The following is a 21,940-nucleotide window of genomic DNA, read 5'->3' on the forward strand; positions in this document are numbered from 1 at the left end:
TTTTTAGGAGGAGTCTGGAAGGGAAGAACAGGGCCAGCCAAAGCTGGGCGGCCCTGTTGTAGCGCGGATTAATGCTCGCGAGTTTTGCGGAAGATTACGTCAGGATAGCGTTCCTGCGTGATGTTCAGGTTCACCATGGTCGGCGCGATGTAGGTCAGGTTGTCGCCGCCGTCCAGCGCGAGGTTGACCTCGTTTTTACGCTGGAACTCGTCGAATTTCTTCGCATCGCTGCACTCAACCCAGCGCGCCGTGGAAACGTTAATCGCTTCGTAGATCGCTTCGACGTTGTATTCGCTTTTCAGACGCGCCACAACGACGTCGAACTGCAGCACACCCACCGCGCCAACGATCAGGTCGTTGTTGTGCACCGGACGGAACACCTGTACCGCGCCCTCTTCCGACAGCTGTACCAGCCCTTTCAGCAGCTGTTTCTGCTTGAGCGGATCGCGCAGGCGGATACGACGGAACAGCTCAGGGGCAAAGTTCGGAATGCCGGTGAACTTCATGTTCTCGCCCTGAGTAAAGGTGTCGCCGATCTGGATGGTGCCGTGGTTGTGCAGGCCGATGATATCGCCCGGCCAGGCCTCTTCTACGTGCGAGCGGTCACCCGCCATAAACGTCAGCGCGTCGGAGATCACCACATCTTTGCCGGTACGCACCTGGCGCAGCTTCATGCCCTTCTCATATTTACCAGAAACGACGCGCATAAAGGCGACGCGGTCGCGGTGTTTCGGGTCCATATTGGCCTGAATTTTAAACACGAAGCCGGTGAACTTCTCTTCCTGCGCGGTAACGGTACGCACGTCGGTCGCGCGCGGCATCGGCGCAGGCGCCCAGGAGACCAGGCCGTCAAGCATATGATCGACGCCGAAGTTGCCCAGCGCGGTGCCGAAGAAGACCGGCGTGATTTCGCCGCTCAGGAACAGCTCGCGATCGAATTCATGCGAAGCGCCTTTTACCAGCTCCAGCTCCTCGCGCAGCTGCGCCGCCAGCTCTTCGCCGACCGCGTTATCCAGCTCCGGGTTATCCAGCCCTTTGACAATGCGCACTTCCTGAATGGTGTGGCCCTGCCCCGTCTGGTAGAGATAGGTTTCGTCGTTATAGAGGTGGTAAACCCCTTTGAACAGCTTGCCGCAGCCGATAGGCCAGGTGATCGGCGCACAGGCGATTTTCAGCTCGCTCTCCACCTCATCCAGCAGCTCCATCGGGTCGCGGATATCGCGGTCGAGCTTGTTCATAAAGGTCAGGATCGGCGTGTCGCGCAGGCGGGTAACTTCCATCAGCTTGCGGGTACGATCCTCGACGCCTTTCGCCGCGTCGATCACCATCAGGCAGCAGTCCACCGCCGTCAGGGTGCGGTAGGTATCTTCCGAGAAGTCTTCGTGCCCTGGGGTGTCGAGCAGGTTGACCAGGCTCTCACGGTAGGGGAACTGCATTACCGAGGTGGTGATAGAGATGCCGCGCTGCTTCTCCATCTCCATCCAGTCCGATTTAGCGTGCTGGCTGGAGCCGCGGCCTTTTACCGTACCGGCAGTCTGAATAGCCTGTCCGAACAGCAGCACTTTTTCAGTGATGGTGGTTTTACCGGCATCGGGGTGCGAAATGATCGCAAAGGTGCGGCGGCGCGCCACCTCTTGCATGAAATTAGACATGAGTGAGTTCTTCTCATCGAGGCAACGTCACACGAGAGGACGCTGCAGAGTAATCATGATGGCCGGAAATCCGGCAGGTAAACGGAGCCAGGCGTGACGCAACAGCGTCAGAAGGCGGTGGTTGATGCGCGTTCTACATTGGCGGCGATTCCGGTTACCCAGTCTTCGTTAAGGCGGCATAGCATACAATATTTTGCGCGCGGCGGCGAACAGAGGCAGGGAAAATTTCAGCACAGCCCGCCCTCAGGCGGGCATTCGCCTGGTTACCCCAGCACCCTTTTTACGCAGGATTTGAAAATATTCACGCCGTTTTCCAGCGCGTTAAGATCGAAGTGCATATCGGGATGATGCAGGCCCGGCACCAGGTTGGTGCCCAGTCCCCAGAAGCCCGCCTTCACATTCGGGCGCTTCACCGGATAAAAGAAGAAGTCCTCGCTGCCCGGCGTGGTTTTCGCCTCCAGCAGCCCCTCTGCGCCCAACACCTCGGTAATCGCCGCGCGGATCACCTCCGTCGCCTCATTATCGATTTCCGCCGCAGGCATCTCTTTCAGCACCACGACGTTCGCCGTGGCGCCCAGCGCCGCGACGCTGTGCTGGATCGCCTGGGTTACCTTCTCTTTCAGCGCCTCCATCGGCGCGTTCTCCTGCGAACGCAGATCCCATACCACCCGCGCCTCGTCAGGCACCGAGTTGGTGACGCCCGCGTCGCAGAGAAAACGGGTCGCCTTCACGCTCCAGTTAAGCCCCGGCGAGAGGTGAATCGCGTTTACCGCATTGACCGCCTGCACCGCCGCGTCCAGCGCGTTAATGCCGAGATGCGGGCGCGCGGCGTGCGCGGGCGCGCCTTTGATAGTGGCCTCCAGCGTCGAGCAGGCGGAATAGAGCACTGCTGGCGTCGCCTGGCCGACCACGCACTCCTCCAGCGGACGCAGATGGAAACCGAAGATCATCTCCACGTCATCCAGCGCGCCGCCTTCTACCATCGCCAGCGCGCCGGCACCCAGCTCTTCGGCTGGCTGAAACAGAATTTTCAGGCGTCCTTTTTTTACCGCGCCTTCCGCCAGCAGCTCCTGCGCGGCGGTCAGCACCACGGAGGAGTGGCCATCGTGACCGCAGGTATGGCGCGCGCAGGCCACGCCGTCGATAATATGGCCGAGCGCATCCATATCGGCGCGCAGCGCCAGCACCGGCCCAGGTACGCCGCTGTCGATCTCCGCCACGATGCCGGTGGTCTGGTTGATATTACGCGTTACCTTCAGCCCCGCCTTTTCCAGCTGTTCGGCGATATAAGCAGAGGTTTTAAATTCCTGAAAGCCCAGCTCCGGAATTTCATGCAGGTAGTGATAATGCTCTAAGACCTTTGACACCGCTTCTCTCCTAGATAAAAAGACGCATAACGAACATCGCGATCGCCGCATTGATAACGCTCACCAGCATCAGCAGCGGCCAGTATTTTTTCGGTACATCGGCCACGCCCAGCAGACGTCCCATGTACTGCAGCTGCGATCCCATCAGGAAAATCGCAGGCGCGAGGATAGTAATGTCCGCGCCGGTCAACACCCCTTTAGCCAGCAGGCTCACCGCTACTCCCGTACCGGCCGAGGAGGAGAGCCAGGCGGTCAGCAACACGGTAATGGCTTCGCCCGGCAGGCCGAACAGGCCCATTACCGGCGCGAAAACGTTGCCGAGAAACGGCATGATGCCGAGCAGGTTGAGCACTTCCGCCAGCACATAGGCCATCACCACATTAGGCATCAGGTTATGGATAGCGATGTGGAAACCCTTGCGCGCGCCGGTAACGAAAATATCAAAGGGATTCTGGCTGACTTTAACCGCGCCGTTATTTTCCATGGTCGAAATCCTTTTTATAAACACTGTTTAACACACAACGCGTCAACGCCGCACCGACAAATTTAAGAACGAACATTAACGTGAGCGGAATAATAATTGGCAGCGTCATTGAGGCGAATAATGCCGATCCGATGGCGAAATAGTTATTGATTAATCCCGCGCCGGAATATTGCCAGGCGCTCATCACCACAATATCTTTTTTAGTGACCTGGCCGCGGTCATACATCTCTTTCGTCAGCGCCGCGCCCGCGTCAGTGCTCTGCAGGTCGGTGATCAGCGCCAGCCCGCAGCGTCCCGGCAGCCCCATCAACGGCCGCAGTAGCGGCGTCAGCAGCTTATGCGCCGCGCGCATCGCGCCGTAGTGGGTGAAAATCTCCAGCACACCCAGTGCCAGCATCACGGTCGGCGTCAGCGAGAGCGCGAACAGAAAGCCCGCTTTGGCGCTCAGCCCGCCCGCGCCGAGGAAGGTATTGCTGGCGGGATCTTTCATGGTGCCGAAGCTGCCGCCCAGCGTGGTAAAGTCAAAGGCGCCCAGCCAGCGAAAGCCGTCGATCTTGTAGAGCAATCCTGAAAAAAAGAGCACCGCGACAAACAGCGCCAGATAACTTCCTTTACTGGCTGAGACACGCTCGCTTCTCAGCGCTATTTTTTCGTCAGACATGATTATTCCCGCGAAGTCGTTTATTGGTTGCAATATATGGAACTCTGGTAGTTGCAGGTTTTATGCCAACCGCCGTAAAAGCTCTCTTTTGAAAATAAAGTTTTTCTCTCCCTGCGTTTTGAATAAATAATTGATTAAATCTGCGCCGGTTTATATTTCTCAGCGAGCTGATGAGGTAGCGAATATCTTTCCTTTTCTGTAACCGACCGGCAATGCAGGCGGCGTTGCACCGAGAGTGTGCAGATGCGCCGCGCCAGGCGAGCGCGACGGGAAACGTACCGCAGAATGATAATCGCTCGTATTCAAATAACTAAATAATTCTATTTAAATCAATCGGATAAAATGTAATTTTTTAGTAAAAAGCTATCTTTTTCCCGGTCTCATGGTGCATAATTCACCACTTCTCCCCTGCTAATTATTTTGCCTCTTTAAAGGAATCGACCATGCTGACTGCTGAAATGACTTCGCGTCTTAACGATCAACTTAACCTCGAATTTTTCTCCGCTAATCTCTATTTACAGATGAGCGCGTGGTGCAGCGATAAAGGTCTGGAAGGCGCAGCGGCATTTCTGAAAGAGCACTCCCGTGAAGAGATGGAGCACATGCAGCGCCTGTTTGAATACCTGAGCGATACGGGCGCTATGCCGGTGCTGGGCACCATCGCCGCGCCGCCGGTCGCCTATAACTCGCTGCCGGAACTGCTGGAGCAGGCGCTGGATCATGAAAAGCTGATTACCCGCAAAATCAACGAGCTGGCGCATGCGGCTATTACGTCGCTCGACTACTCCACCTTTAACTTCCTGCAGTGGTATGTTGCTGAGCAGCATGAAGAAGAGAAGCTGTTCAAAACCGTACTGGATAAGCTGGCGCTGGTGGGCAACAAAGGTGAAGGCCTGTTCCTGGTCGACAAAGATCTGGGACGTATGAATACGGAAAGCCACGGCGCTAACAGCTAAGGTGCCTGTGCGGGCCGAACGGCCCGACCGTGAAGTCGCTTAAGGCATCTGTGCTCACCCGGCCCGCGCCATCCCTGGTGCGGGCCGTTTTGCTTTGCGGGGCGCTGCGCCTTACAGGCTGAACCGCGCCGTTTTCTCGCCGTTGATCCACAGCTCACGCGTCTCGCCAGCGGGCAGTAACACCTCAATTTCACGCCACGCGGGCTGATAATCGCCGCGCTTCTCCAGCGTCAGCTCAAGGCGTTCGCGACTGCTCTGCAGTGTCCAGCGCATCCAGAGCGCATTGCCCTGCTGCCAGCCGTGGCTTTCGCCGTCGTCATCGAAAAATTCGCCCTCCGTGTGCGCCTCGCCTGGCGCAGGCCACAGCTGAAGCTCGCGCACCCTGTCGAGCCGCGCATCGGTCGTGGTTTCGCAACGTCCCAGCGGAATGGCGGAACCGGCGCGCGCCAGCAGCGGCAAGCGGTCAAGCGGCGCATCCAGCGTGACGGTTTGTCCGCCCGCCAGCCACTGGCCGCTGTGCCAGTCATACCAGCCGTGGGCGTTGCGCGGCAGATAGACCTCGCGCTCGCGGCTGCCCTCTTCCACCACGCTGGCGACCAGCAGATCGCGACCCAGCAGAAAGTCGTCATTTTCCCGGTAAGTCTCGCTGTCCTCTTCGTGATCGAGGAAGGTTGGACGCAGCATAGGCTCATCCTGCGTACTCGCCTGCCACAGCAGCGTGTAGAGGTAGGGCATCAGACGATAGCGCAGACGGATCGCCTCGCGGATCAGCGGCGTCACCTCCGGATACATCCAGGGCTCGTTCACGGTGTGATCGTCGTTCCACGAATGGATGGTAAAGCGCGGATGCATCACGCCGTTCTGCACCCAGCGCACAAACAGCTCGGCGTCCGGCTTGTCGCCAGAGAAGCCGCCCACATCGTGGCCGACGTTGAACAGCCCGGACAGGCTCATGCCCAGCCCCATGCGGATGTTGTAGCGCAGCGTCTGCCAGCTGGTGCGGTTATCACCGCTCCATGTCTGCACGTAGCGCTGCATACCGGCGCAGCCGGAACGGGAGATCAGATAGGGACGCTTCTCCGGCGCGAAGCGCTGCTGCGCCTCCAGCGAGGCGCGCATCATCAGCAGCGGCATCACCGGACGAATATGCTTAATGGCGATACTCTGGCCGAAGCCGTGACAGCGCGCTTCGCCGTCCCAGACTTCATATTCGTTATTGTCATTCCAGGTGGCGTCGATGCCCTTCTCCAGCAGCTGCGTGGTCACGTTCTCCTGCCACCAGCGCACCGCCTGCGGATGAGTAAAGTCGAGGTGCGATCCCTCATCATCCCAGAACACCGAGCGCTCCGGGCGATCCTGCTCCGAGTCACGAATAAAGAGTCCCTGCGACGCCACTTCCTGATAGCGCGGATGATCCTGCAGCAGACAGGGTTTGATATTGGCTGCCAGCTTCATGCCCGCGGCGTGGAACGCCTCGCTCATGCCGTTGGGATTCGGCACCTTGTCGTAGTTCCAGTTAAAGACATAGCGCTTGTTGTTGATGGAGGTGTAGCCCGACGAAAGCTGGAACGAGTCGCAGGGAATTTCGTGTTCGCGACAGAGACGGATAAAGCCCTGTAGCTGCTGCTGCGCGTCGGGCGCGTCGGTGTAGTGCATGGTCGAACCGCTGTAGCCCAGGCTCCACTTCGGCTGGAAAATAGTGCGGCCGGTCAGGCGCACAAAAGCCTGCGTCACATCCAGCAGCTTCGGTCCCAGCATCATGTAGTAGTCGAGATCGCCTGCTTCGGCGCGGTAGCGTCGATACGGCAGGTGATAATTGTCCAGCTCGTTGCCGAGATCGAGCCAGCTGCTGCTCAGGTTGTCGTAAAACAGGCCGAAGCTCACGCCGTCGCGCTGCGTCAGGGTAAAAGGAATGTGCTTATAGAGCGGATCGGTGCTGGCGGCGTTATAGCCCATGGCGTCAAGGTTGCGCATCTCAAAGCGACGACCGCTGCGGTTCAGATCGCCCGTTTTTTCGCCGAGGCCGTAGACGCGATCCTGCGGCTGGCGGCGCTGATAGTGCTCTACGCCGTCGCCGTGTGCGTTCAGCAGATAGGCGCCGGTATGGCGATCGGCCGCCAGCGGCTGCCACTGCCCCTGATGAAAATGATCCCAGCTCAGACAAAGCGGATGGTGCACCGTCACGCGTAAACGGTCAGTGCTGATACGCAGCTGGTTCTCCTCATGCTCCAGCTGAAACGCGGGCAGCGTAAAGCCGTCGAGGGATTCTCGATCGCGCCCTTCCCAGGGCACATCGTCACCCGGCGCGATGCTCCAGGTGCGGTTTAGCGCCAGCTTGCCTTCGCGCTTCAGCAGCACGCGTATCAGACCCGGTTCCAGCACGTACAGGCGCAGCAGATGCCGGTTATCCACTTTCAGCTCGACAAAATGATCCGCTTGCTGACTCAGCGTCCAGTTCTTCAGGGTTTTCATCAAAGTGTCCTTATTGTTCAGCGCTGCGCTGACGACGTTCGGCGATAAACATCACCAGGAAAATCGCGCCCACCAGGTCGAAAAAGCCCATGGCGATAAACAGCGGGTTAAAACCAATGGTGTCGGCAGTCACGCCGATAATCAGAGAGAAGATAAAGCTGGCGATCCAGGCGCAGGAGCCGCGCATGCCGTTAACCGTCGCCATCTGGCGGCGATCGAAACGCTCCACCACCAGCGCGCTGAGCATGCAGGAGATCACCTGATGGCCGAAGCCGCCGATAGAGATCAGGGCGATCGCCAGATAGGGATCTTTAACGAGCGTCATCAGCGCCAGCGAGATCATCAGCACCGCGCCGGTGATCGAACTGGCGACGATAGAGTTGACGCGCGTCAGGCCGAACCACTTCACGTAAATTTTGGTCAGATAGCCACTGGCGACGCTGCCGAGATCGGCGGCCAGAAACGGCAGCCAGGCGAACATCACAATCTGCTTGAGATCCATGCCGCGCTCGTTAGCCAGATAGAGCGGCACCCAGAAGCTGAGCACCGCCCAGGCTGGTTCGGCGAGAAACGCCGGTATAGCGATGCCGTAGAACTTTTTCTCTTTGCCGATGGTTTTCAGCGCCTGAAAGAACGGCAGCTTCTCGCCCACGGCTTCGTTGTCCTGGGTGATCCAGGCGCGCTCTTCATCAGAGAGGCGGCCATGTTTCTCCGGCGACTGATAGCCCCACCACCAGAGACCGACCCACAGCAGCCCCAGCCCGCCGGTCAGCAGAAAGGCGCCCTGCCAGCCAAAAGAGATATGCGCCACATAGATAATCGGCGGTGCCAGCATCGCCCCGACCGAAAAGCCGACGCCCGCCCAGCCTGCGGCGACCGGACGCTCTTTTTTCGGGAACCAGTCACCAATCGCCTTGGCGTTAGCAGGCGTCGCCGCCGCCTCCGACGCGCCCATCACAAAGCGCAGCAGCGCCAGATGCAGCCAGCTGCCTGCGCCAGCGTGCAGCAGACAGGTTACCGACCAGACAAGCGCGCAGACCAGGAAGCCCATCTTCAGGCCGATCAGGTCAATCAGCCAGCCGCAGAGCGGCTGAAACAGGGTATAGGCGAGCTGAAACGCCGCGACGACCCATGAATAGTGCTCGGTGCTCATATTCAGGCTGGTTTTCAGCTCCGGCGCCAGAATGCCGAGCGAATTGCGCGTTACGTAATTAACGGTCACGCCCAGTAAAAACAGTCCCAGCATCCACCAGCGCAGATTTTTGATGGTGCGCATCGTACGCGTCGCGCCGATAGGCTTAGTTGTAGATTCAAGGCTCATTTGTCAGCTCCTGTGCAGGCTTTTAACGGCCAGATTGATCCTTCACACCGCCCTCTGGCGTACCGCGTGAACCTGTCTGGCACCTTAAAAAAGCGCGAAACGTCGGTATAGCCTCTTTTTTGCAACTTTTTTCATGGCAAACTTTTCGGCGCGTTTAAACCACCTTACTTGCCTTATCTGACGCGATTCAGCATGCAATGAAAAATTTTTCATTGGCAGATTTGAGGACGATCACAAAATGAAACAAAGGCTGAAAATCAGCGAAATTGCGGCGCTCAGCGGCGTGTCGATCAGCACCGTTTCGCGCGTGCTGGCGGGCAAAGCCAATACCCGCGCCAGCACGCGCGACAAGGTGCTGGCGGTGGCGCAGCAGCAGGGTGTGCTGGATAACCTGCACAGCGGCCGCCTGCTGCTGAATAATCTGATGGTGTTTGCGCCGCCGCGCGCCTTCGACGTGCGCAGCGATATCTTTTATTACAAGGTTATTCAGGGGATTGCGCAGGCGATCGCCCCGCACGAGGTGCGTTTACGCTACTGCGCGCTGGAAGAGAATGAGAGCGACACGTCGCTGTTTCTGGAGAAAATGCAGCAGACCGACGCCGCGCTGCTGGTGGGTATTGACGACGATCATATCCACCAGCTTGCAGCGGAGATAAACAAGCCGTGTGTGTTGATCAATGCGATGGACCGCCGTATGCGGCTCTCTTCGGTCTCTCCGCATCATCAGCTGATCGGCGAAAGCGCCGCGCGCTATCTGTTTGAACAGGGACACCGCCAGATTTTGTCGCTGCACTGCCTGCGCCGCTACACCATGGAGCAGCGTTTACAGGGGGTGCGCGACGCCTGGCACGCCATGAATCTGCGCTTCGACAGCCGCCAGCATCTGCTGACGCTGACCAGCTTCAGCCGTCTTGAGGCGGCGGAAAGGCTGGGTGAATACCTGAAGCACTGCCCGCTCGCCCAGCGGCCGACAGCGATTCTGGCGAGCGGCGACTATATCGCCGCCGGCGCGGTGGAGGCGTTGCAGCAGGCGGGACTGCGCGTGCCGCAGGATGTCTCGGTGATGAGCATGGATGGCTTTAACCTCGCCGCCATCCACGATATTCCGCTGACGTCTGTGCAGGTGCCGCGCGACGAGCTGGGCGCGGAGGCGGTGCGCATCGTGCAGAGCATGCGCCTGAACGCACAGGCGCTGCCCGGCACGCTGCTGCTACACGGCAAACTGGTGGTGCGCGAGTCGGTACGCCGTATTCGCGACAACCCCAGCCACGCGCCGGTACAGCAACACGGCCTCTATGACTAGGCCGGGTTGTTGAGCGCTTTGAGCCGCAGCTCCGACGGCTGCGGGCGACCAAAATAGTAGCCCTGGAACAGCGTACAGCCCTCTTCGCGCAGCTTCGCGAACTGTTCGCTGCTCTCCACCCCTTCGGCGGTGATTTGAATATCGAGGCTGCGACTCATGCCGGTAATGGCGCGGATAATCGCCAGCGCTTCGCGACTGTCGCCCATATCGCTGATAAAGGATTTGTCGATTTTGATTTTATCGAACGGGAAGGAGCGCAGATAGCTGAGAGACGAATAGCCGGTGCCAAAGTCATCCAGCGCAATCTGCACGCCAAGCTTTTTCAGGCTCTCCAGCGTGCGGATATTGCCGAGCGAGTCGTCAAGCAGCACCGACTCGGTGATTTCCACTTCCAGCCGGCCTGGCTCCAGGCCGGAATCGCGCAGCGCAGCCTCCACGACCGATACCAGCGAGCTGTTTTTAAACTGCAGCGGTGAGAGGTTGACCGATACCGTCTGTTTGCCTTCCCAGCTTGTCGCCTCGCGGCAGGCTTCGTAGAGCGCATAAGCACCGAGCATATGGATCAGGCCGCTCTCCTCTGCGATGGGAATAAAGTCGTTCGGCATAATCAGCCCCTTCACCGGATGGTGCCAGCGCATCAACGCCTCGTAGCCGATAATCGACTGCACCGCCTCGCCGTCGGTAATTGGCTGGTAGTAGAGCTTAAGCTGACGTCCGCCAATCGCCTCGCGCAGATCGTTCTCTATCACCCGACGGCTACGCGCCACGTCATCCATCGCCAGCGTAAAATGCTCATAGCGGTTGCGGCCGTTGCGCTTGGCTTCATAGAGCGCCATATCGGCGCAGCGCAGCATCTGCTCCGGCGTATTGGTAATAGCCGCGCTCATGGCGATGCCGACGCTAAGGCCGACGCTCAGGTTATGGCCTTCGACGTTAACCGGCGGACGTATCGCTTCGATCAGGCGTTGGGCAACCAGCGCCGCCTCTTCCGCGTTACTCACGGAAGGCAGAACGATAGCGAACTCGTCGCCGCCGATACGCGCCAGCGTATCGCGATCGCGCAGCGCGGCGCGCAGCCGTTTGGCAACCGCGCGCAGCAGCTCGTCGCCGATCTGGTGGCCAAGCGCATCGTTTACGTTCTTGAAATTGTCGAGATCCAGACAGAGCGTGGCGGTCTGTCGGCTGCCCTGCGCATCGTGCCGCAGCGCCTCGCTTAGCCGCTGCCGGAACAGAATGCGGTTCGGCAGGCTGGTGAGGTTATCGTGATGCGCCATATGATGGATGCGCGCATCGGCAGCGCGCTGATCGGTGACATCCTCGACGATCAGCATAATGTAGTTCTGGCGCGCATCCTGCCCGGCGATGGTGGTGGCGCGGGTATGCAGGATGCGTTCGCCGCTGGCGGTAAGCAGCAACTGCTCGCGCTGATGAATGCCCTCGCTGCGCAGCGCGATATCCGCCAGGCTGTTGAAATAGTCGCTGAGTTCAGCCGACATGCACTCGTGCGGCTTTTTATTGATCAGCAGCGCTTTAGACAGGCCGAACAGCTTTTCCGACCGATCGTTGACCAGCAGGATCTCACGCGTAATGGCGTCTTCTACCACCACGCAGGAGGGAATATTGGCGATGATGTTATCGAGGAATTTCGACAGCGCCGCCATTTTAGCGCTCTGCGCTTCGGCCAGGTCTTTGGCGCGCAGCAGCTGCTGTTCCTGCTCGCGGCGCTCGGTAATGTCGCGGGTGATCTTGGCGAAGCCGATCAGCTTTCCTTCGTCATTATGGATGGCGTCGATGACCACGTGCGCCCAGAAGGCGCTACCATCCTTGCGGTAGCGCCAGCCCTCATCCTCGAAGCGGCCGTTCTTCAGCGCGGTCGCCAGATTCGTCTCCGGGGCACGCTGCAAACGCTCCTGCGCGCTGTAAAACACCGAAAAGTGCTGGCCAACAATCTCTTCGGCGACATAGCCCTTGGCGCGCTGCGCCCCGGCGTTCCAGTTCACTACGCAGCCGTTGATATCCAGCATATAGATGGCGTAATCGGTGACGCCTTCCACCAGCAGGCGGAAGCGCTGCTCATGCTCGCGCTGCGCGCGCAGCATCGCCTGCTGCTCGGTGCAGTCGCGGGTGATTTTGGCGTAGCCGATAAGCTTGCCGCCGTCGTCGCGTATGGCGTCGATAATGACGTGCGCCCAGAACGCGCTGCCATCTTTGCGGTAGCGCCAGCCCTCATCTTCGAAACGACCGGTGCGATAGGCTGTCTGGAGGTTTTTTTGCGGAATAAGCGCCTTGCGATCCTGGGCGCTATAGAAGCGGGAGAAGTGCTGGCCAACAATCTCTTCGGCAACATAGCCTTTGGCGCGCTGCGCCCCGGCGTTCCAGTTTACGACCAGCCCGTCGTGATCCAGCATATAAATGGCGTAGTCGGTTACGCCCTCAACCAGCAGGCGGAAACGCGCTTCCTGTTCACGCTCTTTGCGCTGCTGCGCCTGCTGTTCGGTGCAGTCGCGCGTAATCTTGGCGAAGCCGATCAGCTCGCCGTGGGGGTCGCGGATGGCGTCGATAACCACATGCGCCCAGAATGCGCTGCCATCTTTACGGTAGCGCCAGCCTTCGGTTTCGAAGCTGCCGGTGCGCGCGGCAGTATCCAGACCGCGCTGCGGCACGCCCTTTTGCCGATCGCTTTCGCTGTAAAACAGTGAGAAATGCTTACCGACGATCTCATCCGGCGTGTAGCCTTTCGCCCGTTGCGCCCCTGCATTCCAGTTAGCGACAGTGCCGTCTGGTTTAAGCATATAGATGGCGTAATCAATCACGCTTTGTACCAGTAACCGATACATAACATCTGCATTTTTATCCATTGTTATTAGCCTGTTGCTGCGCTGCCTGAGGTTGTCCCCAGAAATTAAGAAAGGTCTTAATAAGGCCCCGACTACATCCGAAATGCCCTGTTTTGACAAGCACTAATAAGCGGATGACGAAAGTTAGTAGGTGTTTTATCGGCAGTGGCGAGAAAATGTTCAACTGTAAATAAACTTGTGTAATGGCGGGTTTAAGACGGTAAAGGATAAGCAGGCAAAAGCGAAAATGCACGAAAAGCCCGACCTGGACGGCTGGGCTTAGCGCATAACAAAATCAGTCACCTGTGACGCGCCACAGAGCTTACCCCTCCGATGCCTCTGCCACCACCTGATGTACCGCAATATACCGTTCGTAGCGCGACGCCTTCAGCCGCGTTAAATCCACCAGCACCAGTCCGTCGATGCAGTGATTGAACTCAGGATCGCTGCCGAAATCGATAAACTGCACGCCGCCAGGCTCGCACAGCTCCGAATACTGCTTATAGAGCGTAGGAATGGCGCAGCCAAGATTGCTCAGCAGCAGCTTGAGCCTGCGCAAATCTTCCTGATAGTCGTCGCCGCTGAACTGCGCCAGCACGTCCGGCAGCGACGCGGGATAGGGCCGGCGCGACGTCGCCAGCGGCAGTTCGGTAGGAAAATAGAGCCGATAGAAGGCCACCAGCAGATCGCGCGCCGCCAGCGGCATCCCGCCGGAAATAGAGACCGGCCCAAACAGATAGCGCGTCTGGGGATAGCGCGCCAGATAAGCGCCGATGCCGAGCCAGAGGTAATCGAGCCCGCGCTTACCCCAGTAGGCAGGCTGAATAAAGCTGCGTCCCAGCTCGATGCTCTGCTGCAAAATCGGCATCATGCGCTCGTCGTAGTGGAACAGGCTGTGGCTGTAAAACCCTTCCAGCCCGCGCCTGGAGAGCTGCTCGTCGCCGGGAATAAAGCGGTAGGCGCCCACGATCTCCAGCTGCGCGTCATCCCACAGGATAAGGTGATAGTAATCGTCGTCGTAATTATCCAGATCGCGACGGCGGCCACTGCCCTCACCCACCGCGCGAAAGGCGATTTCACGCAGACGCCCCAGCTCGCGCAGCAGCGGCACCCAGGTCGCGCCGTTGCGCCGCCACAGATAGATCTGCTTGCCGTCGCCGGTGGTGCCGAGATGCTCGCTCTCGCGCAGTGCCCGCTTCAGCTCGGCGCGATCCTCAGCGCGAGCGATCGCTTTTTCGGTCTGGAACAGGCCTGGGCGCTGCTGGCCGATGCGATAGAGGTGTTTGCGCAGCCGTTTTGCCAGCGCTTTGCCCGGCGTATGGCCGTCGTGCCAGTGCGCAAAGGGAATTTGCGCGCCGATATGCAGCTTGATGCGCGTGCCGCGCTGGCGAAACATCTCGCGCACCAGCATCAGCAGCGCCAGCGGCTGGGCGATTTTAGCCGCCGCGTAGAAGAGTCCACTGTTGCGCCCGTCGATAAATACCGGCACCAAAGGTGCGCGGGCGCGCGCGGCAAGACGCAGAAAGGTGTGGTGCCAGCGGCCGTCGCGCACGCCGCGGCTGCTGAGGCGCGACACTTCGCCCGCCGGGAAGATAATCAGCACGCCATCATTGCTGAGGTGCTGCTGCATGCGCTGAAGCTGGTCACGGCTGGTGCGGTTGCCCATATTGTCTACCGGCAGCATCAGGGTATTAAGCGGCTCCACCATCATCAGCATACGGTTGGCGACGATTTTTACGTCGCGCCGCACCTGTGCCACTGCTGACAGCAGCGCCAGACCGTCAAGCGCGCCGAGAGGATGGTTGGCGACGATGACAACTGGCCCACGCGGCGGGATCTGCTCCAGATCGCGTTCGCTCAGCTCGCAGCGCACGTCGAGGTGCTCCAGCACCTGCTCGATCATATCCAGCCCTTTCAGATGGGGATAGCGCGCGGCGAAGCGCTGGAACTCCTCTTCATGCAAGGCCCAGCGCAATACCCGACGCTGCCAGCCAGCGGGGCGAGCCTGTGGCCAGAAGCGTTCGACAACCTGATCGACAGAGAACATAACGCGCCTTTTTTCGACGATGGTGACGCCAAAAATAAGACGAGATGTTTTCAAATTTATGACGCGGCGCGGCTCAGAAATGGTCGGCGATCGGTGTCCAGATATCGGTCATCGCGCCCTCTTTGCCGGTAAAGGGATCGCGCGTCGGCAGCGGCACCTCTTTCACCTGCTGCTGCGCCGCGTGCAGTTTCTCTGGCTCATCGCGCTGCGTCTCCGGCGCAAAGCCCTCCGGATACGCGCCGACTACCATAAAGTCTTCGCTGGCATAGACCTGCTTATGGCCGACGCCCGCCGGGATCAGCACCGCATCGCCCGCGCGCAGCGTTACCATACGGCCCGTTTCGCCGCCGAACAGCACTTCCGCCCAGCCCTGCGCCACACCCAGCAGCTCATGCGTATTGGGATGGAAATGCGTGTAGGGAAAGATGTCGTAGCGCCATGAGGGCGGCCAGCCGTTACGCGCGAAGGTCTGTTCAAACCAGCCGGCAAAGTCGGGTTCTTCCTCCTGCTTTTCATTTTGCGCATCATCCTGCATGTCATCCTGCATCTCATTCAGCGCTACGCGCGGCCAGATGATAAGCGGCAGCGGATTGTTCGGCACGCCGCCCGATGGGCTGGCGAGCATCAGGTGCTGCGGGTTATTTGACGATCCGGCGGCAAAGGTGCCCGCCGCGAAGGACATCAGTAACAACAGACTGGAAGAGGGGGCAGTCATACAGGTTCTCCGGTTAGCTTTCAGCTAAGTGTGGCAAACCTGGCGGCCGTTGCAATGTGCGCACGTCAGCAAAAACACCATAAAAGCAGGTATTTGCTAACCAAACACAAATAACAACGCAACAATGCTGTCACTTTGTGCTGCCGGTTTATCCCGGCAGCGCTTCGCAAAGGGTGTGCGGCGACGTGACGCTGTTTTGCTGCTCTGCCAGCGGCGCGAAATCAGGCAGGTCGGCGACTTTCTCCGGCGGCACAGGCTTACCCAGTAAATATCCCTGTAGCGTATTGCAGCCTAAACCGGTTAAAAACGCCTGCTGTTCAGCCGTTTCTACCCCTTCCGCCACCACTTTAAGATCGAGCGACTGCGCCAGCGCGACGATAGCAGAGACGATGGTGGCATCCTCGGAGTGATGCTGTAGCTCATTGACGAACGCCCGGTCGATCTTGAGTTCGCTGGCCGGCAGGCGCTTGAGATAGAGCAGGCTCGAATAGCCTGTGCCGAAGTCGTCAATCGAGGCTTTGACCCCCAGCCGCGTCAGCTCGGTCAGGATACGCACGCTCTCGTCCGGATCGCGCATCGCGGTGGTTTCCGTCACCTCCAGCGTCAGCAGTTCGGGCGGAATATCATGCGTCGCCAGCGCCGCCATCACTGTCTCCACCAGACTGCTCTGCTCAAACTGCAGCGCCGAGAGATTCACCGCCACCGACCAGTTGCTGTGCCCCTGCTGACGCCATTCGTGCAGCTGGCGGCACGCCTCGTTGATCACCCAGCTGCCGATGTTGACGATCATGCCGGTCTTTTCCGCCAGCGGCAGGAAGATATCGGGCGTCAGCAGGCCACGCGTTGGATGCTGCCAGCGCAGCAGCGCTTCAAAACCGATAATCGGGCCGCGCGGCGCGCAATATTTCGGCTGGTAGAACAGCCGCAGCTCGCCATTTTCCTGCGCGTGCCACAGGTCGTTATTAAGCTGCAGCTGAGTCTGCGCCAGCGTGTTCATTGAGGGCTGGAAGAAGTTATGCCCGTTGCGCCCGTTGTTTTTGGTGTGGTACATCGCGGCGTCGGCGTTGAACATCAGTTCACGCTCATCTTTCCCGTCGCCAGGGTAGACCGCGATGCCGATGCTCAGCGACACCATCAGTTCATAGCGGGAGATGGCAAACGGACGCTCGATGGCTTTGACCAGCGTATCCGCCACCGTGGCGGCGTCGTTGGGATCGTTAATTTCAATCAGCAGCACAAACTCATCGCCGCCCATGCGCGCCAGCGTGTAGTACCCTTTCATCTGCTCGCTCATGCGCTCGGTGACGGCGATCAGCAGATTATCCCCGACGTGATGGCCGAAGGCGTCGTTTACCGCCTTAAAGCCGTCGAGGTCCATAAACATCAGCGCAAACTGGGTACGCTCGCGGTTGGCTTTATTGATCGCCTGCTCCAGACGATCCTCCAGCAGAATGCGGTTCGGCAGGCGCGTCAGGTTGTCGTGCAGCGCCAGCTGCGCCAGTTCGCGGTTTGCCTCCGCCAGCGAGCGCGCCAGAATCGCGGTGCGCGCCTGCATGCGCGCGTCGAGCATCGACACCAGCAGCGTAATACCGAGGATCGCCAGCGTGACCACCGTCACCAGGATCGCCAGCCAGTTGCTGTTGACGCCCATCTTGATCGTATGGCTGTGCGCCGGAAAGCTCGCCGCCGCCATGCCGGTATAGTGCATGCCCGCGATAGCGAGGCCCATCACCACCGAAGCGCCAAGACGCAGCAGCGTTGTACGGCCGGTCGTGCCGTCGCGCAGGTTAAACGCCAGCCACAGCGCCGCGCCTGACGCCACCAGCGCGATAACCACTGAGAGCGCAATCCAGCTCCAGTTCCAGCTGATGCCGGGTGAAAGCATCAGCGCCGCCATCCCGGTGTAGTGCATCGCCACCACGCCGCTGCCCAGCACCAGCGCGCCGCCCAGCAGTTTTCTCATCGGCAATTCGCCCCGGCAGACCAGCCAGAGCGCAAAGATTGAGGCGATAACGGCGATCGCCATTGAGATGCCGGTGAGCGACGCGTCGTAGCTCATCACCATCTCCATGGTCATAGAGAGCATGCCGATAAAGTGCATCGCCCAGATGCCGACGCCCATGGCGAAGCCGCCGCCAAACAGCCATATCAACGCGACTTTTCCTGTCGAGGTGGCCACGCGGCCCGCCATATCCAGCGCGGTAAAGGACGCCAGCATCGCAACAAGTATGGAAACGATGACGGTAAACGAATCGTATGAGGTCACTAACATAGTGAAGTCCCGTTAAAGCGCAAAAACGCAGCCATGGAGTTGTAATGAAAAAGTCACGAGGATGAATTATTTGCTCAGGTTATCGGCAAAAGGCAAAGGGTAATTAGCCCACGTCGATGAAAGCTTCCGATGCCTGTGAGCGTTAAAATCTATCGTCAAACGGCGGCGAAGTCGGCAATGCGATCGGCGGGCGTCGGTTTACCCAGCAAATAGCCCTGCAGCGCGTCAAAGCCGAGCCGGGTCAGCAGCGTCTGCTGCTCTTCGGTTTCGACCCCTTCCGCCACCATTTGCAGGTTGAGCGTCTGCGCCAGCGCCAGCATTGCGCTTACCACGGTGGCGTCCTGGCTGTCGGCGCGCAGGCTGTTGATAAAGCTGCGGTCAATCTTCAGCTCGCTGGCGTCCAGGTTTTTCAGATGCAGCAGGTTAGCGTAGCCGATACCGAACTTATCGATCGCCACCCTGACCTGAATTTTTTGCAGCTCGCTGATGCGCTGCTGGCTGAATTGCGGATCGCGCATGGCGATACTCTCTGTGATCTCCAGCGTCAGCGACCCGCCCGGCAGCTGATGGCGCAGCAGCGCCTGACGTACCGTCTCCAGCAGATCGCGCTGGTGAAACTGCAGCGCCGACAGGTTAACGGAAACCGTCCAGCGCGTATGCCCGTCGCTGTGCCACTGTTTAAGCTGGCGGCAGGCTTCGTTGATCACCCAGTTGCCAAGCGCGACGATCTGCCCGGTTTTCTCCGCGCGCGGCAGAAAAATATCGGGCATCAGCAGGCCGCGCGTCGGATGCTGCCAGCGCAGCAGGGCCTCAAAGCCGATCAGCTCGCTGCTGCTGGAGCGAAACTTCGGCTGATAGAACAGCCGCATCTCCTGACGCTCCAGCGCCAGCCACAGATCGTTGGCCAGCGCCAGCTGATGCTGCGCGCTGGCGCTCATCGCCGGTTCAAACAGACAGTAGCCGTTACGCCCGCTGTGTTTGGTGTGGTACATCGCCGAGTCGGCGTTGAACATCAGCTCCTGCTTGCTGCGCCCATGCTGCGGATACAGGGCGATGCCCACGCTGAGCGAGACGCGCAGCAGATAGCGATCCAGCTCAAACGACGCATCAATCGCCCTGACCAGCCGCTGCGCCAGCGCCACGGCGTGACGAATGTCGTTGCCCTGGCTCAGCAGCACGAACTCATCGCCGCCGAGCCGCGCCAGCAGCATCCCGTCTTCGCTGAGCTGGCTGCGCAGGCGCTCGGCGACGGCAATCAGCAATCGATCGCCGACGTAGTGACCCCAGGTGTCGTTGACCGCCTTAAAGCCGTCGAGATCCATATACATCAGGGTAAATCCGCTATCCCCGCCCGTCGCCTGGCCAAGCGCCGCTTCCAGCCGCTGTTCCAGCATCACGCGATTGGGCAGCGCGGTGAGATTGTCGTGCATCGCCAGCTGATGCAGCTCCTGATTCGCCTGCTTCAGGCGCTGAGCCAGACGCGCGGCGCGCAGCTGGGCGTCCAGCATAGAGGCGAGCAGCGTAAAGCCGAGGATAGAGAGCGTCACCAGCGCGACCCATACCGCCAGCCCCTGCCCGCTGACGCCCTGCGCCAGCATCATACTGTGGCTATCGAACTGCGCCGCCGCCATGCCGGTGTAGTGCATACCGGCGATGGCAACGCCCATCACCAGCGCGCCGAGCGCGCGCATCGTCAGCAGATTTTTTTCGCCCTGACGCAGATGAAAAGCCAGCCAGAGCGCGGCGGCGGAGGCGCAGTAAGCAATAGCGACGGAGAGCGCAACCAGCGAAAGACGCCAGTGCGGCGCAGGGGTGATAAGCAGCGCAAGCATGCCGGTATAGTGCATCGCCACCACGCCGCTGCCGAGCATGGCGCTGCCGATCAGCCAGCGGCGACGGCTAAACTGCCCGCCCTGCGTCTGCGCGAACGCCAGCATGCAGGCGACGCAGGCCGCCAGCAGGGAGAACACCGTCAGGCCGGTGTCGTAGCGCATCGGCATCATCATCGCCAGCATGCCAATAAAGTGCATTGCCCAGATGCCGATGCCCATCGCCATGCCGCCGGCCATCAGCCACACGCGCGCCATCCAGCCGTGGGACACCGCGACGCGCCCTGCCGTATCCAGCGCGGTAAACGCGGCAATAAAAGCGACGATCAGCGATACGCCAACCAGAACGCTATCCCAGGTGACCAGCAGCATGTGCAACTCCTCACAACCCGCCCATAAGCAGGCGCTGTGTTGTAATCAACAAAGATTTCAAAAAACAGACGGATAAATAGCGCTCAGCCGTGCAGTTTTATTATTTTCAGGGCCGTATAACGCTGTACCGGTCAGGTCGACATGCGATTAAGGTTTTTCCTGGCATAGCCTGTTAAAGCGTAACTGGTTCTGATTAATGTATGAACATATCACTGTTAGCGAAGCGACGGTAGAGGGCAAAATGTTCCCCGCTTTGCTTTTTTTTCGGGTCGCTCAACGCCTTGGTATTACAGGTTTATCGACCGGATAAATTAATTGATTAATGAAAAGTTGCGGTATCGCTTCACCGGAGCTTGTGCGCTGTTCTATATTAAGTAAAATTTATAAAAAACACTTAGCTTAAAGCTAAGATTTTCCTCAGGATGGGGCGCGATTTCTGGCCTGGCCGGGGCCGCCATCGCCAGATCTTGCTTGTTTTACTAATTAATCACCGGGCGAAAAAGCACTGACTCTACATAATCGGTAAGGATTAATTATGAAATTCAAGCTTTTTCTGTTTGCCGCTGCGGGCCTGACCTCGGCATTATCCTCTGTTACTTTTGCCGCCACCACGACAGGGACAATTAACGCTACCCTGACGCTGACCACGGGCTGCCTGGTGAACGGCCAGTCCGCCACCAGCGGCGTTAACTTCGGTACCCTGAACTTCGGCAGCAGCGCGGCGACCTTCGATACCCTGAACGCCACGCTGGTCGGCGCGGCCGGCAACGGTATTTACGTGCGTTGCACCACCGGCCAGACCTACAACGTGCAGGTGACCAGCAGCAACGCCGCGCCCGCTACTGTCTTCGGGACGGTTTCCGGCCAGCCGCGCTACCTGATCCTCGGCTCCAACAATACGCAAGGGATCGCCTACACGCTCTACAGCGACGCGGCCTTTACCACCGCTATTGCCAACAACACCAATATCCCCGCCACCGATACCACCGATCCTACGCTTGGCACCAACTACGCCATCTACGGTCGCGTCGTGGGCGGCGGCTTCAACCCGCTTATTCCGGCAGGTACCTATACCGATACCATTAACGTCGCCGTGAACTACTGATCGCGCTTTCAGGAGCAATCGGGTGGCTGCGCCGCGCGCTTTGCGCAGGCTGATCTGCACGCTGCCCCTGCTGACAGGAAGTCTTAGCGCCTGGAGCCTGCCTACCAGCACGTTTCAAGTCTCTGCTTCCATTGTGGCGGGCTGCGTCGTCTCCGGTACGAATACCGGCGTTTTCGGCACGCTTGATTTCGGCTCGCAGTCAGGCGTCGCCAGCAGCAGCGTCAGCGCCAGCTTCGTGCAGAGCACTGCCATTACGCTCGCCTGTACCCCCGGCACAACGCTGAGCATGAGCATTAACGGCGGCAGCAACTACACCACGACGCGCAACCTGAAACACACCAGCAATACCAATACCGTGGCCTATGCCCTCTATACCAACGCCAGCCATACCACCGCCATTCCGGTAAACAGCGCCGTCGCGCTGAGCTACAGCAACGCCAGCAACATTACGTTGCCGATTTATGGCCTGCTGCGGCTGCCCGGCCCGACGCGCGCTGGCGTCTATACCGACACGCTGACCGTGACGCTGAGCTGGTAGCCGCATGCT

The 21,940-nt window shown here is 59.3% G+C and carries 15 protein-coding genes; 4 read left to right on the top strand and 11 right to left on the bottom strand.

From position 1 onward, the window contains the following. Window positions 1–68: 68 nt before the first annotated feature. The 4 genes from prfC to B3797_RS01455 form a co-directional block, all read right to left on the bottom strand. Entirely contained in the window at window positions 69–1,652 is a 1,584-nt protein-coding gene (gene prfC / locus B3797_RS01440) for a peptide chain release factor 3 (protein ID WP_120454707.1), read from the bottom strand. A gap of 263 nt (window positions 1,653–1,915) precedes the next feature. Continuing rightward, entirely contained in the window at window positions 1,916–3,019 is a 1,104-nt protein-coding gene (locus B3797_RS01445) for a M20 peptidase aminoacylase family protein (RefSeq protein WP_311790190.1), read from the bottom strand. Between the two features lie 10 nt (window positions 3,020–3,029). Further along, on the bottom strand, window positions 3,030–3,503 hold the full coding sequence (locus B3797_RS01450; protein WP_311783819.1) for a YjiG family protein: 474 nt from the start codon (window positions 3,501–3,503) through the stop codon (window positions 3,030–3,032). Further along, on the bottom strand, window positions 3,493–4,164 hold the full coding sequence (locus B3797_RS01455) for a nucleoside recognition domain-containing protein (RefSeq protein WP_311790191.1): 672 nt from the start codon (window positions 4,162–4,164) through the stop codon (window positions 3,493–3,495). Before B3797_RS01455 ends, B3797_RS01450 begins: the two co-directional genes overlap by 11 nt. A gap of 443 nt (window positions 4,165–4,607) precedes the next feature. Between B3797_RS01455 and ftnA the strand changes: the two genes are divergently transcribed. Further along, window positions 4,608–5,120 (top strand): non-heme ferritin, encoded by a 513-nt coding sequence (gene ftnA, locus B3797_RS01460; RefSeq protein WP_311783817.1) that lies wholly within the window; start codon window positions 4,608–4,610, stop codon window positions 5,118–5,120. A 111-nt stretch (window positions 5,121–5,231) separates the two neighbouring features. On the opposite strand, the gene B3797_RS01465 is transcribed toward ftnA, so the two are convergent. Next, complete coding sequence (locus tag B3797_RS01465) at window positions 5,232–7,592, bottom strand: glycoside hydrolase family 31 protein (RefSeq protein WP_311790192.1); 2,361 nt, start codon at window positions 7,590–7,592, stop codon at window positions 5,232–5,234. Window positions 7,593–7,602: 10 nt separating this feature from the next. Further along, window positions 7,603–8,913: an MFS transporter gene (locus B3797_RS01470; RefSeq protein ID WP_311783815.1), complete on the bottom strand. Its 1,311-nt coding sequence runs from the start codon at window positions 8,911–8,913 to the stop codon at window positions 7,603–7,605. A 238-nt stretch (window positions 8,914–9,151) separates the two neighbouring features. Here B3797_RS01470 and B3797_RS01475 point away from each other — a divergent pair, with 238 nt between their 5' ends. Further along, entirely contained in the window at window positions 9,152–10,216 is a 1,065-nt protein-coding gene (locus tag B3797_RS01475) for a LacI family DNA-binding transcriptional regulator (protein WP_120454721.1), read from the top strand. Here the strand turns inward: B3797_RS01475 and B3797_RS01480 are convergent. From B3797_RS01480 to B3797_RS01500, 5 genes are all read right to left on the bottom strand, one after another. Beyond that, window positions 10,213–13,074, bottom strand: coding sequence for an EAL domain-containing protein (locus tag B3797_RS01480; protein WP_311790193.1), 2,862 nt, complete (start codon window positions 13,072–13,074; stop codon window positions 10,213–10,215). The two genes, B3797_RS01475 and B3797_RS01480, sit on opposite strands and share 4 nt — an antisense overlap. A 301-nt stretch (window positions 13,075–13,375) precedes the next feature. Beyond that, the gene (locus B3797_RS01485) at window positions 13,376–15,100 is read right to left on the bottom strand and encodes a lysophospholipid acyltransferase family protein (RefSeq protein ID WP_311790194.1); all 1,725 of its coding nucleotides are present in this window, start codon (window positions 15,098–15,100) and stop codon (window positions 13,376–13,378) included. 73 nt (window positions 15,101–15,173) lie between these two features. Further along, window positions 15,174–15,815 (bottom strand): cupin domain-containing protein, encoded by a 642-nt coding sequence (locus tag B3797_RS01490; protein ID WP_311790195.1) that lies wholly within the window; start codon window positions 15,813–15,815, stop codon window positions 15,174–15,176. 148 nt (window positions 15,816–15,963) lie between these two features. Beyond that, a complete protein-coding gene (locus B3797_RS01495) occupies window positions 15,964–18,087 on the bottom strand; it encodes a putative bifunctional diguanylate cyclase/phosphodiesterase (RefSeq protein WP_311790196.1) in 2,124 nt (707 codons plus the stop codon). Window positions 18,088–18,242: 155 nt separating this feature from the next. After that, on the bottom strand, window positions 18,243–20,288 hold the full coding sequence (locus tag B3797_RS01500; protein ID WP_311790197.1) for a bifunctional diguanylate cyclase/phosphodiesterase: 2,046 nt from the start codon (window positions 20,286–20,288) through the stop codon (window positions 18,243–18,245). Between the two features lie 535 nt (window positions 20,289–20,823). Between B3797_RS01500 and B3797_RS01505 the strand changes: the two genes are divergently transcribed. Both B3797_RS01505 and B3797_RS01510 read left to right on the top strand, forming a co-directional pair. Then, window positions 20,824–21,393 (top strand): spore coat protein U domain-containing protein, encoded by a 570-nt coding sequence (locus B3797_RS01505; RefSeq protein ID WP_120454733.1) that lies wholly within the window; start codon window positions 20,824–20,826, stop codon window positions 21,391–21,393. A 49-nt stretch (window positions 21,394–21,442) separates the two neighbouring features. Next, entirely contained in the window at window positions 21,443–21,931 is a 489-nt protein-coding gene (locus B3797_RS01510; RefSeq protein WP_240629459.1) for a Csu type fimbrial protein, read from the top strand. Window positions 21,932–21,940 lie beyond the last annotated feature (9 nt).

This window comes from Pantoea sp. UBA5923 (assembly GCF_002431095.1).
In the GTDB taxonomy this organism is placed as follows: Bacteria; Pseudomonadota; Gammaproteobacteria; order Enterobacterales; family Enterobacteriaceae; genus Pantoea; species Pantoea piersonii.

Coding starts and splice junctions, on each gene's coding strand:
- prfC (WP_120454707.1), bottom strand. CDS start 1,652: ATGTCTAATTTCATGCAAGAGGTGGCGCGCCGCCGCACCTTTGCGATC.
- B3797_RS01450 (WP_311783819.1), bottom strand. CDS start 3,503: ATGGAAAATAACGGCGCGGTTAAAGTCAGCCAGAATCCCTTTGATATT.
- B3797_RS01455 (WP_311790191.1), bottom strand. CDS start 4,164: ATGTCTGACGAAAAAATAGCGCTGAGAAGCGAGCGTGTCTCAGCCAGT.
- ftnA (WP_311783817.1), top strand. CDS start 4,608: ATGCTGACTGCTGAAATGACTTCGCGTCTTAACGATCAACTTAACCTC.
- B3797_RS01465 (WP_311790192.1), bottom strand. CDS start 7,592: ATGAAAACCCTGAAGAACTGGACGCTGAGTCAGCAAGCGGATCATTTT.
- B3797_RS01470 (WP_311783815.1), bottom strand. CDS start 8,913: ATGAGCCTTGAATCTACAACTAAGCCTATCGGCGCGACGCGTACGATG.
- B3797_RS01475 (WP_120454721.1), top strand. CDS start 9,152: ATGAAACAAAGGCTGAAAATCAGCGAAATTGCGGCGCTCAGCGGCGTG.
- B3797_RS01480 (WP_311790193.1), bottom strand. CDS start 13,074: ATGGATAAAAATGCAGATGTTATGTATCGGTTACTGGTACAAAGCGTG.
- B3797_RS01485 (WP_311790194.1), bottom strand. CDS start 15,100: ATGTTCTCTGTCGATCAGGTTGTCGAACGCTTCTGGCCACAGGCTCGC.
- B3797_RS01490 (WP_311790195.1), bottom strand. CDS start 15,815: ATGACTGCCCCCTCTTCCAGTCTGTTGTTACTGATGTCCTTCGCGGCG.
- B3797_RS01495 (WP_311790196.1), bottom strand. CDS start 18,087: ATGTTAGTGACCTCATACGATTCGTTTACCGTCATCGTTTCCATACTT.
- B3797_RS01500 (WP_311790197.1), bottom strand. CDS start 20,288: ATGCTGCTGGTCACCTGGGATAGCGTTCTGGTTGGCGTATCGCTGATC.
- B3797_RS01505 (WP_120454733.1), top strand. CDS start 20,824: ATGAAATTCAAGCTTTTTCTGTTTGCCGCTGCGGGCCTGACCTCGGCA.